The sequence below is a fragment of the Bacillota bacterium genome (assembly GCA_018818595.1).
Classification (GTDB): domain Bacteria; phylum Bacillota_I; class Bacilli_A; order Izemoplasmatales; family Hujiaoplasmataceae; genus JAHIRM01.
Window position 1 is genome coordinate 19,072 of sequence record JAHIRM010000032.1, and the last position, 18,265, is coordinate 37,336.

Annotated in this window: 19 protein-coding genes; all 19 read right to left on the reverse strand. The window is 33.3% G+C overall.

Going from position 1 to position 18,265, the window contains the following annotated elements:
• Positions 1-13 precede the first annotated feature (13 nt).
• Positions 14-1,594: a polysaccharide biosynthesis C-terminal domain-containing protein gene (locus tag KJ971_05635; GenBank protein ID MBU1145319.1), complete on the reverse strand. Its 1,581-nt coding sequence runs from the start codon at positions 1,592-1,594 to the stop codon at positions 14-16.
• On the reverse strand, positions 1,588-2,904 hold the full coding sequence (locus KJ971_05640; GenBank protein MBU1145320.1) for a hypothetical protein: 1,317 nt from the start codon (positions 2,902-2,904) through the stop codon (positions 1,588-1,590). The genes KJ971_05635 and KJ971_05640 overlap by 7 nt, the downstream gene beginning before the upstream one ends.
• Complete coding sequence (locus KJ971_05645) at positions 2,904-3,686, reverse strand: class I SAM-dependent methyltransferase (protein MBU1145321.1); 783 nt, start codon at positions 3,684-3,686, stop codon at positions 2,904-2,906. Before KJ971_05645 ends, KJ971_05640 begins: the two co-directional genes overlap by 1 nt.
• A complete protein-coding gene (locus KJ971_05650; GenBank protein MBU1145322.1) occupies positions 3,683-4,393 on the reverse strand; it encodes an acylneuraminate cytidylyltransferase family protein in 711 nt (236 codons plus the stop codon). The genes KJ971_05645 and KJ971_05650 overlap by 4 nt, the downstream gene beginning before the upstream one ends.
• Positions 4,390-5,349, reverse strand: a complete 960-nt coding sequence (locus KJ971_05655; protein MBU1145323.1) for an N-acetylneuraminate synthase family protein — start codon at positions 5,347-5,349, stop codon at positions 4,390-4,392. The genes KJ971_05650 and KJ971_05655 overlap by 4 nt, the downstream gene beginning before the upstream one ends.
• 15 nt (positions 5,350-5,364) lie before the next feature.
• Positions 5,365-6,399 (reverse strand): hypothetical protein, encoded by a 1,035-nt coding sequence (locus KJ971_05660; protein MBU1145324.1) that lies wholly within the window; start codon positions 6,397-6,399, stop codon positions 5,365-5,367.
• 1 nt (position 6,400) lies between these two features.
• The gene (locus KJ971_05665; protein MBU1145325.1) at positions 6,401-7,708 is read right to left on the reverse strand and encodes a nucleotide sugar dehydrogenase; all 1,308 of its coding nucleotides are present in this window, start codon (positions 7,706-7,708) and stop codon (positions 6,401-6,403) included.
• Between the two features lie 64 nt (positions 7,709-7,772).
• Positions 7,773-8,435, reverse strand: a complete 663-nt coding sequence (locus tag KJ971_05670) for a hypothetical protein (GenBank protein MBU1145326.1) — start codon at positions 8,433-8,435, stop codon at positions 7,773-7,775.
• Positions 8,414-9,001 (reverse strand): YdcF family protein, encoded by a 588-nt coding sequence (locus KJ971_05675; GenBank protein ID MBU1145327.1) that lies wholly within the window; start codon positions 8,999-9,001, stop codon positions 8,414-8,416. The genes KJ971_05670 and KJ971_05675 overlap by 22 nt, the downstream gene beginning before the upstream one ends.
• Positions 8,998-10,062 carry an N-acetylneuraminate synthase family protein gene (locus KJ971_05680; GenBank protein ID MBU1145328.1) on the reverse strand — a complete coding sequence of 355 codons (1,065 nt, stop codon included), beginning with the start codon at positions 10,060-10,062 and terminating at the stop codon, positions 8,998-9,000. Before KJ971_05680 ends, KJ971_05675 begins: the two co-directional genes overlap by 4 nt.
• A gap of 8 nt (positions 10,063-10,070) precedes the next feature.
• Positions 10,071-11,243 carry a DegT/DnrJ/EryC1/StrS family aminotransferase gene (locus tag KJ971_05685; GenBank protein MBU1145329.1) on the reverse strand — a complete coding sequence of 391 codons (1,173 nt, stop codon included), beginning with the start codon at positions 11,241-11,243 and terminating at the stop codon, positions 10,071-10,073.
• Positions 11,230-11,985: a glycosyltransferase family protein gene (locus KJ971_05690; GenBank protein MBU1145330.1), complete on the reverse strand. Its 756-nt coding sequence runs from the start codon at positions 11,983-11,985 to the stop codon at positions 11,230-11,232. The genes KJ971_05685 and KJ971_05690 overlap by 14 nt, the downstream gene beginning before the upstream one ends.
• Position 11,986: 1 nt before the next feature.
• A complete protein-coding gene (gene pseB / locus KJ971_05695; protein MBU1145331.1) occupies positions 11,987-13,018 on the reverse strand; it encodes a UDP-N-acetylglucosamine 4,6-dehydratase (inverting) in 1,032 nt (343 codons plus the stop codon).
• A 151-nt stretch (positions 13,019-13,169) separates the two neighbouring features.
• A complete protein-coding gene (locus KJ971_05700; protein ID MBU1145332.1) occupies positions 13,170-14,117 on the reverse strand; it encodes an NAD(P)-dependent oxidoreductase in 948 nt (315 codons plus the stop codon).
• Entirely contained in the window at positions 14,110-15,093 is a 984-nt protein-coding gene (locus tag KJ971_05705) for a phosphoglycerate dehydrogenase (GenBank protein ID MBU1145333.1), read from the reverse strand. Before KJ971_05705 ends, KJ971_05700 begins: the two co-directional genes overlap by 8 nt.
• A 4-nt stretch (positions 15,094-15,097) precedes the next feature.
• Entirely contained in the window at positions 15,098-15,778 is a 681-nt protein-coding gene (locus KJ971_05710) for an acylneuraminate cytidylyltransferase family protein (protein MBU1145334.1), read from the reverse strand.
• Positions 15,775-16,536, reverse strand: coding sequence for a 2,4-dihydroxyhept-2-ene-1,7-dioic acid aldolase (locus tag KJ971_05715; GenBank protein MBU1145335.1), 762 nt, complete (start codon positions 16,534-16,536; stop codon positions 15,775-15,777). The genes KJ971_05710 and KJ971_05715 overlap by 4 nt, the downstream gene beginning before the upstream one ends.
• A gap of 67 nt (positions 16,537-16,603) precedes the next feature.
• Positions 16,604-17,257, reverse strand: coding sequence for an HAD hydrolase-like protein (locus KJ971_05720; GenBank protein MBU1145336.1), 654 nt, complete (start codon positions 17,255-17,257; stop codon positions 16,604-16,606).
• Entirely contained in the window at positions 17,250-17,927 is a 678-nt protein-coding gene (locus KJ971_05725; GenBank protein ID MBU1145337.1) for a cyclase family protein, read from the reverse strand. Before KJ971_05725 ends, KJ971_05720 begins: the two co-directional genes overlap by 8 nt.
• Positions 17,928-18,265: the final 338 nt, after the last annotated feature.

The window sequence follows — 18,265 nt, forward strand, 5'->3', positions numbered from 1 at the left end:
TTTATGCTCATTATTATTTAGTATTGAACTTAATTTTAAGAGATAGTAACCTTTGGAATAATTCTTTTACACTCAAATATAATTTATATATTTCCTCAACATGGAATATCTTGCTTAATAGGATCGTAAAACTCAGGAACATCAAATAGTATAAAAATATCGCTACCGCAGTTAAATACACCGGTTCTTTTAATAAAAAATACTCATTGATGATAAATCTAAAGATAATTATCGGCATAATGCCCAGGATTATTATCGCAACAATTGATAGTATTTTTTTTATTTCATTCCAACTATACTTGAACGCAAATATTTTTCTTTGCATTAAATAATAAATAAATGTCATAAAAAAATAAGTGAATGATGTACTAAGGAGTACTCCGATAATACCCCATCGTTCAGCCAAGAAATATACTAATGCTATGTAGATTACTTGATGAAGTATCATAAATATATTTGCCAATGTAGTTTTATGAACGCTAATGAAAGATTTCCTGGACATCACTGAATAAATAGCAAACGGTAAGCTGAAAGATTGAACGAGTAAACAATAATATAGTATATTTGCGTCACCTTGCGAAAATTTACCTCTCACAAAAATTATTGACAATAATTCTTCGTTACCTAGTAGGATTAAAGATATTACTATGAGACTAACTGGTAAAGCATAACTGTAAACACTTTTGAATAGTCGAGCAAACTTTTCTAGTGAAGAATTAATTGCTTCAGATAGCTCTACATAAGCTACAGTAACAATTGGTCCTGTTGTTATGCGGCTCATTTTATCAAAAATATTTTGTGAATATTTTAGAATGGCTAAACTTCCTTGCGGAAGAAATGATACAATGGATGTTGTAAAAAAAATAACACCTTGAGTAATAAATGTGTATCCAATGAAAGGAGTAATTTTAAATAAACTGGAAGTAACTTCTTCATCTTTCAGATTTAACTCAAATCTGAAATTCTTTATCACATCTCTAATTTGAGTGGAAACAAATACTATTCTTACAATCGGAGCGCACATAAATGATATCAACAATGCATAAATATTAAGAGATCCAACAAGTAAAAGAAATAAACAAAGACCAATAATTTGGCTTACCAAAATCCCTCCTTCTGTAATTCCAAATCGTTTACGAGCTTGTAAAATTGCATCAAAAATTGAGTTAACAATTACGATAGGCAGTAACGGAAGCACGTAAATATAAATGACAGTCGAGTTGGAGATATCTTCAGTAGAAAAGCCCGGGATTAAAAAAGACATTAAAGGTTTTGCGAGGAATATAAGCATTATTATCAGAAGTATGCCAATTAAAATAAATATACTTATCAGTGAATTCGCATATTTGTAATAAAATGGTGTATCTGCATATTTTACGAAATAAGGTATAAATACTTCACTAATGATTCCGGAATGAGATAATTTTTGTGCCAATTGGAAAAGCGTAAGTGCAGCAAAATAAATTTCAAGCTCTCTAGAAACTCCAAAATAATACGCAATTAGAAGAGAATTGAAAAAGGAGAATAAAACATTTAAAAAAGTTACATTGCTTAAAATACCAACTGATTTAGCAAATTTTTTCTTATCTAGCACTCTAATATCTTATTAATTTCAGATACATATTTCTCAAAAATATTACTCTCGATATTTGCAATATGACTACATGTTTGGTAGAATTGATTTCTAATTTCTTTTTCAATCCTTCCATTGTAGCAACCAATTATCATATTCAACATCTCACTTTCAGATCTTGACAAATATTCTTGAGGCATATTTTTTATCATATGCTGCATGTGAGGCCAACCATCATGCGGCATATTTTTTTCGTTCGGATCACCAGGTTTGAACATTGGCATTAAAACCGGTACATTTAGTAATCCAGCCTCCAAACATACTGTGGATTGATACGAAATAACACAGACTGAATTTTTAATTTTTTTATAAAATTTGAATAAATTTTTCTCATCGGTTGAGTAGACAAATATTTTACTGATATCTACTTCATCATCCAGAATAAGATTTTCATTTTTAAGAAGGTCTGACCACCAATTATTTCTGTCATTCGGATGGGGTCGAAACAAGACTTTAAGACCTTTCAATTCTGGCTTACTGCTTATCCAATTTAATAATTGTCTTACTAGCTCTGCCTCCCATGTATAATTATTCTTTGTAACTCCTATATAGTATATGTATTTACTTTCGTTTTCAATAATTTCAATTCCTTTTACAGTTTTCAATATCGCAAAATGTGGCGGGGCAATTTTAATCAGTCTATCAAAAGGTAATCTGAGATATTTGATTGACTCTTCATAATTTTGCTCACCCCAAACGATTAATTTATCGGGATTAAAAACGAACTCTCCTTTTGATGAAGGATTATCCCAACTTGTAACATGAGCCACCCAAGGCTTTCCAATTTTTTGAAAATATAACCCAACCATTGCATCATAATATTGCCATATGTATGTACTTGACAAATATAAGTCATAGTCATCGAACTCTACCCATCTTCTTTTATTTAATATAAAATCCATTTGGCATAATTTCATAAGTATGTTTTTAGATTTATCACCAAATAATTTTCTTGTTATCCCTACAAATTTCATTGTGGAATACCCAGCCATCCATTTTTTTCTATGAATGGCGTTGTCATTTGTATTTATTGCATTCTGGTATCTTGCTGCAAAAAATAATAATTGTCGTAGCTTTCTAAATCTAAATTTTCCAATAGATTTTACAGATACATTAGCAGGCAAATTTGGGCATTCTAAAAAAATATCATTATTAGATAGTAGCAAAATTGATGAAAAACCACTTGAGAGATAATCTAATAACCCGCTCCCAACAAGATTTCTATACTGAATATTAAAGTCGAACGAAATAACAATCTTTTTCTTTTCCATCAGTAACAAGGCGAATTATTATTTGTTTTTTGAAAATGATACAGAGCTTTTGCACCATTAGATACTGTTTCCACTTCATACTGAGAGGCTTTTAATAACCACTCCAAGAGTAGATCTACATTAGTGTTGTTAAAATTTGCATCGCTTAACGCATTGGTAAGTCTCTTCTTTAAATCATAAATCATTTTGTCTCCAGAGCCTTGATCATGCCTAAACGTAAACCATTTTAATGATAAGTTACACTCCTGTGCCCATTTTTCCATATCAAATGGTGAAATAAAATGTTTGTCGGTTAAAGACATAGGGACATTGAAAAGTAATTGTAGTGTCATCCAAACATATCCACGAATATTCAAAAATGAAGGGCAAGTAAGAATCAAATGTCCTTTATCTTTTAAATGCTCAGTTAATTTTTGTATCGTTGAATATGGATTATCAGTATGTTCAATAACTTCCTGCATAATAATACAATCATATTTTCCAACAACGTGTTCAATTGATTTGACTTCGAATTTCAAATTAGACTTGATATAGTTGCCTTGAGCTGTTTTAATCGCACTTTCCGAATAATCAACAGCCGTTACTAATTTTGGATCCCTCAAAGAAATTTCATAAGCTGTCTCTCCAGTTCCACATCCAATTTCGAGAATTTCTAAGTCTTTGTAATTTAATTCATCTGCTATTTTTTTTGTAATGTCAAGAGTGTCGAAAGTAAAAAACTTCTCTTTCCCTTGTGAGTACACTCTTTCATAAATATCCTGCAAATTCTTATTACTTGTCATATCCACTCGGTATTATTGTAGTTTTTCAAATAATATTCAGCAACATAAAAATCACGTAGATTATCAATATTGACTGAATATTCTTCTGTCATTATGTAAGGTAAGCATTTCTCACCTTTGAAAGTATTCCCATTAATTAATGTATTTCTTTTAGTAGCATATATTGCGCCATTAACAATATAAATTTTAGGTAAACTTTGCCTAGGGGGATTCTCCAGAGAAGATTTTTGATAATCGAATAACAAATTATCTTTAATGACCTTCATCTTGAAAGGGTGATTATTATCAACATCAACTACACTGATAATGCTATCAGCGTCAGAGGAGATTAAATAACTCAACGATTCATCTATATGTCTGGCAGTTCTAAGTGGTGCTGTTGGTTGAAGCATTATTACATAATCGTACACAATATTATTAATCCTTTCCATTTCAAGAACTGCATGCTTTATAGTTGGTACTGCTAAAGCCATATCGGTGGATAACTCAGGTGGTCTCATAAATGGAACATTTGCACCGAACTCAATAGACTTATCTTTAATTTCTTCGTCGTCTGTAGTGACAATAATTTCAGTTAGCATCCTTGATTTTTTTGCGGAAAAAATTGAATAATAAATCAAAGGGTAACCAGCCAAGGGATATAAATTTTTCCTTGGTATTCCTTTAGATCCTCCTCTGGCTGGAATGACACCAAGAATTTTAATCATTTAAAAATTACCTCACTTTCTTCCCAATTGTAAACATAATTCCCATCCTTATTACGGCTTGCAAATCTTCCTCTATAATAATTTCTATTGAGCAATTCAGCGGGTGTCAGTTCCCGCGTAATATTGCCGAATGTCTTCTCATATTCTGGGAATTTTTCTTTTAAATAAATCAATAATTCTTCTTTACTGAGGTTCGACACTCTTTTTATTTCTTTAGTTTGTTCAGGAGTAATTGATACTGGTCCATCTTTTGTTTTATCTTTAGGTAAAATAGTAAAATGTCTCTCAATAATTGAAGCGCCGTAATATAGTGCAGCAATAGTGCCCCAAATGTTATCCCTTTCTACTAAGCTGTGATCACTCCATCCAACATTATTAGAATATTTTTTGAGGAATTCCATGCGCGCCAAATTGAAACTATCTGTAGGTGTAGGATAGATAGTTACACAATGTAAAAAGCTGAATTGACTCCCACCTAAAACCTCGGCAGCTTTAATAATTTCATTATCGTAGGTTGCTCCAGTAGAAACATATATGTTAGTAAAATTATTTTTAACTTCATTTAACAACGGGAATGAACCACAATCGTAACTCGCAATTTTGATATCATCAAATCCGAGTTCCTTTAATTTTAGTACCGAATCCCTGGTAAAAACTGTAGTTAATGGTTTAATTCCTGCTGATTTGCATAGTGTGATAAAATTTTCTTGCTCCTTATAAGTTAATTCTAACTTTTTCAGTCTTTCATATTCCGCTTGGTAGGGTCGCTTAATCGTTACTACAATATCGTTCTCTGTCACACCTTGTTCAAACTCACCTCGAAAAGTTAGCATATCAGCAAAAATATTTTGAATTTTTGCGTAATCAGCACCACTCTCTTTCGCAGCCCAAACCATATCTTTTAGAATTTCGAAATCTCCATTATGGTTTTGACAAAATTCAGCAATAAAAATCATATTTCACTTTCCTTATTAATAATTTCCAGTAATTAATTTTGCAGTTGCAAGAACACCATCTGTTCTTAGATGTGAAGTACGAAAAATTTGCAATTCAACTTTATCATTATCTGAAATGAATTCTAAAGCTTTTCTATACGAATCATAAGGATTCTTGCAACTTTCTCCAACTCCCAGTTTTTCAAGTATTTTGGAATTATACTCCATTTCAAAAGAATTTTCTGTTGAAAAAGAAAAGATTCTAGTCCTGTTTACTAAGGAGTCAGATATTGTTCCCATACCTGGCCTAATGCAAACAGCTAAACAATTATGAAACATGTTATCAGAAAAATCGGCTTTTTCTATCCAACTAGGATAACTATTTGGTAGAATTCTCTTTTCAACGAATAGAGTTTTCGGAGGTTTTAGATTTTCTTCAATAATTCTTTGAAGAGCCGTTTTTGTAACATCTTCTTCTTCTCCACCAAGTCCGCAAGAAAGAAGAATATTGTTTTCTTTCTTTTCTTTAAAAGTAATATTGTACCGATACAATCCTACGGGACAGAACCTTTTTACATTTTTTATTTCAGGTGTGGAAAAATACTCGTTACCTGCTATTATTGGCTCCGTTTTTCTAATTAATTCTCGCTGTTCAATAATAAATTCCTGTAATTCTGAATTATGATTTGAATGGCTAAATACTTCATGCCAGAAAAATGATCCGGTAATAATTGCATCCGGTCTATCCTTCAGTACTTGAGTTATATTATCACTCCAAACCACATCAAAATCATCGAGATTTGGAAGATCAATTTGTAACCACTTCTTTTCAAAAAGTGATTTTGTTTTCCTATCAGGGATGATAGGATATTTAAAATCACAAATACTAACGGATGGATGATTAAGGAAATATTTTGTTTCAGTCCAATTTCCTAAAATTTCCAAATGAGAAGATGGCAGAAAAGCAGTAATATTTCCCTTGAACCCACTTCTTAAAATGTACGATGAAATGGCGATAACACGACGAACATGCCCTAATCCATTGGAACAGGCCAAAATGGCAATTTTCATCTTACCAGCAAGCTCCCTCATAATTTTGGAGATCATGTAAAGAAGTAATGTTCGCCACATCTATTATAAACGCATCTTCTTTTATAGCACTTTTTACTTCTGAAATTAGATGGCTGTCATGTACAAATATTAATAAATCGTTATTTGCAACAAATTCGTTAAGATCCTCGGTAAGTAGAGAATCGATATGTGGTAAATGGTTGATAAGAAATTCCTTATTCTTTCCAACCAATCGGGAAATATTTACATTTTCGTCATATATAGTTACAGAGAATCCTTTTCCAATTAATCTCTCGCACAATTCTAAGCTTGGACTGAATCTTAAATCATCCGTATCGGTTTTAAAAGATAAACCAAAAACACCTATTTTTTTTACGTTTTTCGATATTATCAAATTATATATAAAATCTGTTTGAACAATATTGCTATTATTAATTGCTTCCAAAATAGGCACATTAACATAATAATCGTGAGCTAATAAATTTAATGCTTTCAAATCTTTTGGTAAGCACGAACCGCCGTACGAAAATCCCGGTTTGAAATACTTTTTCGAAATATTAAGTATTGAGTCCTCAGCAAATAAATTCATCAATTCGTAACTGTTAATGTTCATGGACTTACATAGCCTGCCTATTTCATTTGCAAAGACAACCTTTAAGGCGTGAAAGGAATTGTTTATAAATTTAATCATTTCTGCAATTTCAATTTCTACTTTATATAAAGGTGCGGAAATAAATGAAAAAATATCTTCGACAATTTTTATACCTTGAACTGAGCTCCCGCCAACAACAGTATAGGGTGGGGAATAAAAATCTTCAATCGCGCTCCCTTCTCTTAGAAATTCAGGATTCGAGATAACAGCAAAGTCAATATCCTCTCTCCTACCAGATAATTCTGAAATAATTTTAGATACTGCCCTATTTGTGCCTGGAGGTACAGTACTTCGGATTGTAATCGTAAAGAATTCTTTCTTGGATTTCAGGGCATTTCCAATTTCTTTAGCAACAGCAAATATTTGCTGAGTATTAAGATGACCTGTATTAGTATTGGGAGTTCCGACACATATAATGCCTACATCGCTTTCAGTTACTGCATACTCGCTATTATTAGTAGCTTCGATTAATTTTCTTTCAACTCCTTTATTAATTAGATCATCAAGACCATTTTCAATTATTGTTGCTTTGCCAGAGTTTATCAAGTCGATTTTATTTCGATTTATATCAACTCCTATTGTAGGGAACCCTTCATTAGCAAAACAACCTATTGAAACACAACCAACATATCCGAGTCCGAAAATAGATATACGCATAATCACTCTTATTTATATAGATTATAATTAATTAAAAATAACCTTGTCATTGGCAAATAATAATTTACGTTAATGAATCCACGTATGAATACAGTTTGCTGATTTTCAAATGTCTATGAATGCTAAATCCATTTTTATTCATACCTTGTGAATCGACATATTTACCAACATATATCTGATCCCCGATATGGTCTGTATCATAGCACCACAAAAAATCATGTTTCCACAAAATTTCGCCATTGTTCAGTAAATAGTATGAAAAAAATACGTAGGCTAAAAGGACTGCAAAAGGTAACATCTGCTTAGAATGATTTTTTTTAATGATTTCTGTTGAGTCAAAACCTCTTGAATCCTCATAGACTTCTTTCCTGATTAAATACCAATCTAATTCCAATATTCCCTTTTGCGCAAATTTTTCATTGACATACCAATCTTGATTATAAAAACACGGTTCGGAATTATCTGGATCCCAGCCAAAATGCTTTCTCATTTTGACAATTGTTAACGGAGTTTTATCCTTATAATATGGAATTCCAAGGATAAGGATATAATCACTCTTAATAGTTTTTAGAAAATCTTCATCAAACTGAATATTCGGTGGATTTTTAAGTATATCAGACGGCAAGAAAATCCCCATCTCACTCTCAATTGATTTCAATTCAGCTGGGCCAATAAAGTTGGGTCCCATAATTTTTTTTGCGTCTTTTAGACTTGTTTTTCTTTCCATTCCTGATACTCTAATGCAAATTCATATGATGCCAGATGACCAAGTGAAGAATATTTATCAATTCTTTTAAACTCATTTTCCAGCAAATTAATTCTTTTCCCCCATCCAGTTTCATCATACCAAGCTAAATCTTTAACAGGCGCGTTATAGATAATTAACTCGGGATATTTTTTCTTAACAATCCCTAAAAACGTTAAATAAGCCCTATACTGGTGATAATGTGAAGCAACTAGTATTATTTTTCTCCATTTGTTTTCAATAGCTAAATTGACTATTTCTTGAGCTTGTTCGAGAGTATTGGTCGATTTTCTTTCATGGAGAATTTTATTCTCAGGTATTCCTGCATCCTTAAAATGGGGTAATATTTTTGTAAGAGGAAAACTTCCATACGCCGGGTCATCAATTTCACCTGAGAATACTATAAGATCACTCATCCCTTGATTATAGATCTCAACAGCTCGCTTAATTCTGTACCAACCATCTCCCTCTAATATCACGATTGCGTCAGAAGGTTTGATAATATCATTGTCCACAAGTATGATATACTGTTCTCTTGTTGTAATCATATATTTTCCCAGTAAATTGGACTATCCGCATCAATATCATTTTTCGCAACTTTTCCAGCAACAATATTTTTGAATTTTGGCAAAACACCTAATGCTGGTCTTAATTCAACGATATCCTCCAACCTAATGATATTACCTTGTGCAATTTTCTTATTTGTATATAATCCTCTTCTCTGAACAATAACAGTCTCACTTTCTTCTTCTACGACAACTTTTCTCGAAGTACCTAATGCAGCTTCAAGCTCTTTAATATATTCAACCATCTTTTTAAATTCATTTGCATCCATTGAATGTGGGTGATCAGGTCCAGCATCTGTCTTATCAAGTGTAAAATGCTTTTCAATTACTTTAGCTCCTAATGCTATTGCCCCAAGAGCAACAACAGGTCCGGGAGAATGATCTGAATAACCCACCATGATGTTGAACGCAGTTTTATAGTTATCCAGAACACGAATATTTGCGCTTTCAATTTTGGAAGGATAGTTAGTAATACACTGCATTAGCATTAAATCGGTATTACCAGTCGATTCGATTACTTTCAAAGCTTCATCAATTTCTGCCATAGTTGCATCGCCGGTTGCTAAAAACATAGGTTTGTTTTTACGGGCAATGTAATCAAGCATTTCAAGCCACGTAATTTCTCCCGATCCGATTTTGATGAAAGGTAAATCAAGTTGTCCACAAAGATCTACTGCTTCAAAATCATAAGGTGATGTTGAGAAGTGTATACCAATTTCTTTACAATAATCATTCAATTCTTTATGCCATTCTCTTGGAAATTCTGCATCTCTGAATACTTCATGGACAGGTCTTCCCCAACTCCCATGGACACCCTTCAATTGCATTTTTGCAAATCCACCTGCCGACACAATTTTTTCTGCCCTAAAACTCTGGAACTTTGCACAATCAGCCCCACATTCCTTTGCTGAAAAAATTAATCGTTTTGCTTTATCAATGTTACCATCGAAATTTGCACCTATATCAGCAATTATATAGCAGGGTTTATCTTCACCAATAGAACGATCGCCTATTTTAATTACTTTTGGAAATGCATTTTTCATAAGAACCCCTAAAAGCTGTTTATTGTTTTGTTTAATATTTCTGCTTGATTATAAGCTTCTTCTAAATTCCAATAATTTGTCTTAAATTGTATCATTCTTGGTTGTAAGTACTCAGCATTCGGGCATAAACCTGTTTTGTATTTTTGCCACACACCGCAATAATTTTGTACAATATTGATAAATAATGGCTCCATATATGATAGTTTCCAAGCCGCATAAAAACCATCTCCACCATTTTTTTGAAATGAATCTCTAAATTTATACCAATCCTTCTCAGGATTTTTTGTATCAAGCACAACGCTGTAAGACCAATAAGTATTTTTATAACCATCTGGAACAAGTTGCTTTTTAAGAAGAGATTGATTATTCACAACCTCATCATATATTGAAGCAACTTTAATTCTCTGTTCAACTAACTCTTCAACTCTTTCTAACTGACCCAATATTACGGCTGCGTTAACCTCCGCCATCCTATAATTAAACCCAAGCGAGATGTGTCTGCTATAATTCGGATCCTGAATATCATTTCTAGAGATTTTTCCTTGTTTAGAGTTTACTCCGGCATAACCTAAGCTACTAAATTTCCTTGCCTTATCAGCAAGTATTTCATCATCAGTAATTAAAATGCCACCTTCACCACAAGTGATATGCTTACTTGCCTGAAAACTGAAAGAAGCACAATCACCAAATTGTCCAACCTTTTTACCTTTGTATGTTGCAAAGAGAGCTTCAGCATTATCTTCAATCAGGTAAAGATTATTTGAATTACACAACTCTTTTATTACATCATATTCAGGAGAGAGCCCGTATAAGGCAACAGTTATAATAGCTTTAGTCCGGTGAGTAATTTTATTTTTTATTGATTCCGGATCAATGTTAAATGTATTAATATCAACGTCGGCAAAAACCGGCATGGACCCATTTTGCAATACTGCTATTGCAGTACTAGACATGGTTAATGGTGGAACGATCACTTCATCGCCAGCCCCCACTTCTAACGCATTGAGTGCTGTGTGCATCGTTTGAGTACCATTTACATGATTAATTGCGAACCCGACATCATGAATTTCAGCAAATTTTTTTTCCATTCTACTACAAAACACACTGTTTTTTGAGGTTTGAAATTCATTGTTCAGGGCATCCATTACATAATTTTTCTCGATATCACTAATTCTTTTCATTACTCATCCCTTTTCTATACATATCACTCCTTTCAACTCCAGAATTTATTTCACTTATCCAAGAATTCACCTCCAGTAACTGGAGAATATCCCTGAACAAAAATACTTCCTTATCATTAAATAAGTATTTATAGACAGTTCTTGCCATTTCTAAATCTTGTACCTTATCAATTGTCCATCTAAGATGGGATAAGTCTGAATGATAAGAGCAGTTCCCTTGCTTAATTAATAAAGGATTCTTGTAAAAATACTGAGTCACATGTTCATGTTCGAAGGCATCTGTGGATGTCTCATAGGCCTTTTTTAGTGCTTCCATGGTGAATACTTCAGTATCTAAACCTTCAGGATAAGAAGGTGGATTATTGTTGTATGCAAATTCAAGTTTTTCTTCAATCATAAAATCAATAACTTCATCAGTTATTTCAGGATCTTTGAAAGGATCATCTGCAGTTACTCTAACGATAATATCAGTATGACTCTCCAAAGCCGCAAAATAATATCGCTCAAGAACATTATTCTCACTACCTCTAAAAGATTTTATATTATTTTTGCCGCACCATTCGCCTAATAAATCATCTTCTTTATTAATCGTGGTTGCAACTACAATATCGTTGATTCTCATGCTTTTTTTGATTCTATTAATAATATGCCAGATTAGCGGATACCCTTCGATTTCAGCAAAAGTCTTATTTGGCAATCGTGTCGAATTAAGTCTTGCTTGTATTATTGCTGAAATTACCAAATCAATCTCCATAGATTATATCGTTGGCACCGTCAACATTTTTGATTGTTAAATCTCTTATTTCATCAACCGTTAGAAAAATATCATTCTCACTACTATTGTAAGAAAATCCTAAATCACAATTATGCCCTTCCTTCCCGTTACTTTCTTTTCTGAATTTTTTAATATCCCAAAACTTTGTTGATGGAAGAATAACGAAATAATCATCAAATTCTATACTACTTATGGAATCTGTGGAGGTGATCATTTCTTCATGAAGTTTTTCCCCAGGTCTAATACCGACGATTCTTGTCTCAATGTCTGGTGCAATTGCTTTTGCTAAATCCATAATATTATATGAAGGTATTTTTGGTACAAATAATTCTCCTCCCCACATACGTTCAAGATTGTCAATAACAAAATCAACTCCTTTTTGTAGTGTAATATTGAAACGAGTCATTCTTTCGTCGGTAATCGGTAGAAACCCATTTTTCTTGTGGTTAAGAAAATACGGGATAACAGATCCACGACTACCCATGACATTCCCATATCTCACGACTGAAAATTTAATATTTCTCCACCCCTTGTAATTATTGGCTGCAACAAAGAGCTTATCAGAAGTAAGTTTTGTAGCACCATAAAGATTGATTGGCGCCGCAGCTTTATCAGTGCTTAGTGCTATTACTTTTTCTACCTTATTGTATAGTGATGCATCAATTACATTCTGTCCGCCAATAACATTGGTCATTACAGCTTCAAAAGGATTGTACTCACAGGCAGGGACTTGTTTCAAAGCAGCCGCATGAATAACAATATCAACATCCTCCATGGCTCTTTTTAATCGATTTAAGTCACGAACATCACCAATAAAATATCGCATAATATTCTCAAAAGGTTTGAAAGCATCTGATTGTTGCATTTCAAACTGTTTTAATTCGTCACGACTGAATACAATTACCTTCCTTGGTTTGTAGCGATCAAGAATTGTTTTAATGAATTTTTTACCAAATGATCCGGTACCACCGGTAATTAAAAATGTTTTATCTGAGTTCAAACTTTTCACCGCCCATTATATTTTTAGTAATTGGAATTCTTATCATCAAATGATACTATCTAATATTTTTCAGCAAACAATATTTCATTAGTTGCGCTCCACTAAAACCACATGCACCAGTTACAATTTTTTTTGTAGTACTCATATAGAATTAGCTATTATTATTTGAAACCCCTTTTCCATTCTTTTCAACTAAAAACCCCTCATTTTCCCTCAATTCATCATGGATGTTTTTGTGAACCTCCCCAATAAGATTCAATAAACCTTGACCCAGGTCTATATGTGGATTATTAACCAACTTGCGTGCTATCTTTGGATTGAATGAGTAAGGAGAAAGTTTATAATGAGTTTTAGATTTACTTTCTTCAAGAATGATACTGACTTTATTATGTAGAATTTCCCTGATCATGTTAAGGAGATCAAGATATTCAATGGAAGAATTTCCAGTTAAAAGAAGATTTTGATTTGAATACTTGGGATCCAGAGCTTTAACACTTAGATCTGCCGCATCCCTAATATGAATAAACTCTCTTTTCTCGTTTCCCTGACCATGATAAACAATTTTTTCCTCTTTCAAGGCATCTTCAATTAGCCTATGAATACTGTTTCTCCGGTCAGCTCTTTCTCCATACAACGATCCAAACCTTAGAATAACATAATCCAAGTTAAATTTTTCCTGGTACCCTTCAATAATAAGCTCTGATGCTTGTTTGCTTATTCTGTAAAAGGAGCCAGTATCACTATAAACGTAAGCGGAACTAGAAAATAAAACTTTTTTAACCTGATTTTTAACACACGCTTCCAGTATATAGGTAGTGCCTAGAATATTATTTTTAATCGCATCAAGAGGCTTTTCTGCGCATTCATCTATGTCTGCCATGCCTGCCAAATGATAGACGTAATCGACATTTCTCGTTGCTTCGTCCAGTTTTTTTTCATCGAGAATATCACCAATAATCTGGGATTGGTTATCTTTTAAGTGAGGTGACATTTTCTGATCAAAAATGGTCACATCGTAGTCAGCATCAGTTAGCGCATCCGAAATGTGGCTGCCCAGAAACCCGGCACCACCAATAACCAATACTTTTTCTCTATTCATAATCAGCTTTATTCTCCTCCCAGGCATCATGTTTAGGTTTTTCACCTTTTAGTACCCTTATACAGTCTTCTGCTGCCCCTAATTCCATTAAGTACCTGGACTCTTTTGCGGAGGCCCCCATATGAGCTGTTAAAATAATATTCTCCAATCCTGCAAGCGGTCCATCATAAGGTTCTTTTGCAAAAACGTCCAATGCGGCCCCCTCAATGTGCTTCTGTTTAAGAGCATCATACAAGGCTTCCTCGTCAACAATATTTCCTCTTGAAGTATTTACTAAAAAACTTGATGATTTCATAGAGGCGATTGCTTTCCGGTCAATGAAATGGTGGTTTCTCTGATTATATGGAATATGAACCGTTATTAAATCCGCTTCCCTTAAAATTGATTCTTTTTCATGCCATTCAAGATTATAATGTCGCCCAAATTCAAGATCTGGATTAATATCACAAGCAAGTATATTTGTGTTAAAAGGCTGTAATAGTTTTACTAATATTTTCCCGATTCTTCCAATTCCTATGACTCCAATTTTTATTTCTTTGAGAAGATAACCTATATATCTATTCCAGGCCAATTGTCGTACTGAATGATCGGACAACTGCACGAATCTTACTAAACTTATAATGTTAGCTAAAGTAAGTTCCGCAACACCTTGCGATGGAGCATCAGGTGTATAAGTAACCATTATTCCCAGTTCCTTTAGCTCCTTCAAAGGAACATTGTCTAAACCTATCCCAACCCTTGAAATTACTTTAATATTCGCAGACTTGAGAGCGTTGATCATATATGGCTCAGTACCTGCAATAACTGCATCAACATCCTGAATTAATTCTTCGACTTCACCAGCCTTTAATCTACGTGCATGGGGATTAAAGATTAATTCGCATCCATTTGCTTCAAGTATATCAAGCGGCTCGCGGTTACTCTTACCAAAAGGATAAGTAGCAATTAGAATTCTGTTTTTTTTAAGAGTATCCATATACTTATGTCTCTTTTGAATATAGTGCCATTAGTTCAGCAAGCTTGAAAGTAAATTCATCATCAATATCAATAGACTCAATCTTGGGAATCTCATACAGCAGAGGTTCAGATCCTATTCTGGTTTTTCTTTTCTTAAACGATTCTTTACTAAATATATATAAACAAGAATTCTCTTCATAAAGAGGTGGTAAATCCTGAGTACGGAGTAACTCCTCTGCTTTGTGATTCACAGGAATTCCATTTTGGTCATAAAATCTACTCTGAAACCTATTTACGGAAAACAAAGAATCGTTTGAGTTTCCACTTTCTAAAAACTTTCTTAATGCTGAAGCGATAGTCTCTGATTTAATTAATGGATTAGTGGCATGCGTCTGTAGATATATATCCCCTTCAGTTTTGGATATATCATGTTCAATTATTTTATTAACTGAGACAAAATCACCTATCAAATCTTGCGGCCTATCATGGATCCTGACCTTGCTAAATAATTGGGGTGCTTCATTCATAACGACATGACTATCTGTATTAATTATAACTTCATCCACGGCGTATGTGCGTTCAAGTGTATTCAATATGTGGTGGTAAAGTGGTTTATCACCAAACATTCTAAAATTTTTATTTTTAACTCTTTCACTGTGTTCTTTAATTGGGATTAAAGCTATCACTATTTTATTCTGAATCATTTTTTCATTTCCTTAATCTGATTAACACCCTCTCTGAAAAATTTACCTATTACTGTGATATCTAAACTATAGGCAATAAACTTAAATCCGGCTTGAATTTGGTTTATTACGTTTTCAGGCTCCGGCTGGACTACATGAATTCCGGGCATTAGATTATGCTTTTTTGCTTTCATTAAGATTTCATTTTTAACTTTTATGAATTCCGGATTGTTAAATTGTCCTGTCATTCCCATTGACGCAGATAAATCATAGGGCCCAATAATCATTGCATCAATTCCATCCACGGAAAATATATCGTCTAAATTTGCGATGGCATCTAAGTGTTCAATCTGCACACAAACAAAAGTTTCCTCGTTTGCATTCTTCATGTACTTGTCAAATGAAAAGCCATAACCATGACTTCTTCCAAATCCAACACCTCTTGTGCCAAGAGGAGGATACTTAACAGAATCAACCAGGTACTCAGCTTGCTCAGCATTGTTAATCAAAGGAGCTATTACACCCATTGCACCAAGATCAAGATACTTTTTCGTCACTTCGTAGTTATTCCCAGGTAATCTGACGAAAGGGAGACATTTTGGATTACCAGCTTGTATAGCTTGAAAAATTTGTTGGCAAATTTGAAAATCCGCAACAGAATGTTCTGTATCCACAACCAGGAAATCAAATCCACAATTGCTCATTATTTCCGCAACAACCGGGCTAGCAGTATTGATCCAACTTCCAAGTAAAAATTCTTTGTCGTTCGTTATCTTCATTTTCTTCTCAAAATAATTTCACCTAATATTAAATATGCCAAATGAAACAAACTTACTACTTAATATATCAATTAATCAGGTTGTCAGAAATGGACATAAGTTCAAAGTAATCTTCAAAACTACCTAGAATACCTGGCAATTTAAGCATACTTTGGTTAAAAGTAGTTCTCCTTAAAATAAAAGGAATATCAAATTTTGTGGCAGCTTCATAGTCAGTGTTTGAGTCACCAATAAAAATACATTTTTCTATGGATATTTTTCCATTATCAATTAAATACTTTATCCAATCAATTTTCGATGTTGGCGATCCTAGAACATCTGAAAAATGATCTTTAAGGCTTTTTCGATTAACAATTCTTATCAACTCATCTCTTGGTGTGGCGCTTATCACCTTATAGTCAATACTTGATTTATAAAATCCTATAAATTCCGTAAGTCCGGCCACAAGTGGGGCACTTACAACGTTATCTATTACTAAAAATGAAAATCTATCAGCTAATTCCATTAATTCTCTATTTGTTAATTCCTTCTCCAAAAAGTTCTTATGATAAAATTTGATTTTTTCATACCTTGATATTCCAAGGTTATTTTCGTGATGCTTTACAACCATATCCGCAATATCTGATCCAAACGGAAGATATAATTTATGAAACGCCTTTGTTTTCTCATGGATTGACTCGCAAATAACCCCATCAAAATCAAATAATATATGATCAATCAACCATAACCTCTGCAAATACAGTCACAGGCGCACCATCAGAATCTTTAAATCTAAGTGGAGAAACCAGTATCTTTCCGAAAACAGTGGAAGAATCCACGTTAGAAAGGTCCATATCTTCCACAATTAAAAGGTCATTTTTAATTAGAAATTCATTGTGGGCAATTCTCCCAACATCCCTATTTTTTGCCCCGGAAAGTGACATGGAATCAAAACCGATTATCTTTAGTTCAGGACATTTTTGCTTTAAATAAGTTGCAAGTTCCGGATGAAAACCTGGATTTGACTCATAATAAGCAGCTTGATTTCTGATATACGTATAATGTGTCTTAATGATTATAAATTCGGTTTTCTCACAAAGTTCATATTCCTGAAAGTGATCTGTAAGTATCAGTTCTGTTTCATCTTCCAGACAATTAATTTCGACTAATTTTATTTCCGAAAAGATAAAAGCCCCGGCTCTATAATTTTCCCCTTTATTCCCGCTATCTGAAAAGTGGTATGGGAAGTCTATATGCGTTCCAAAGTGAGAAGAAAGTGAAAGATGCGAAGTGTTACAACTGGCGCTTTCACTTATTTTTTTTTTCTTCTTCAAATTCAGGGCTTCTGTATTTCTATAACCTGTTAATTCTTGCGTAAGCAGATGTGATAAATAAATCCACTCGGTTTTCATTTGTTCGTACCAGCTTAACATTTGTAAATTAGAATTTGCTTGTCAAAATTATTCACGGTTTTAAAACCTGATAATTTTTTATGCCCTAATTCATATAGGCTTTTCAGGTAGTTTTCCTCCCTGCAGCGGTCAGGATAATCTTTCATCAACTCTTTTTCTTTTTACCAGTCTACCTGAATTTTAGCAGAGCAAAATTGACTTCAACAAAGGTTTCTGTATCGGATACATGCATATCGCTCTCCAGTATTTCACTCATCAGTTCTGCACTTTTTTTCAAGAGTCCGTTTTTAATTTCTTCTTTAGTTTCAGCCATTTCGTTTAGATTCCTACCCAGTTCC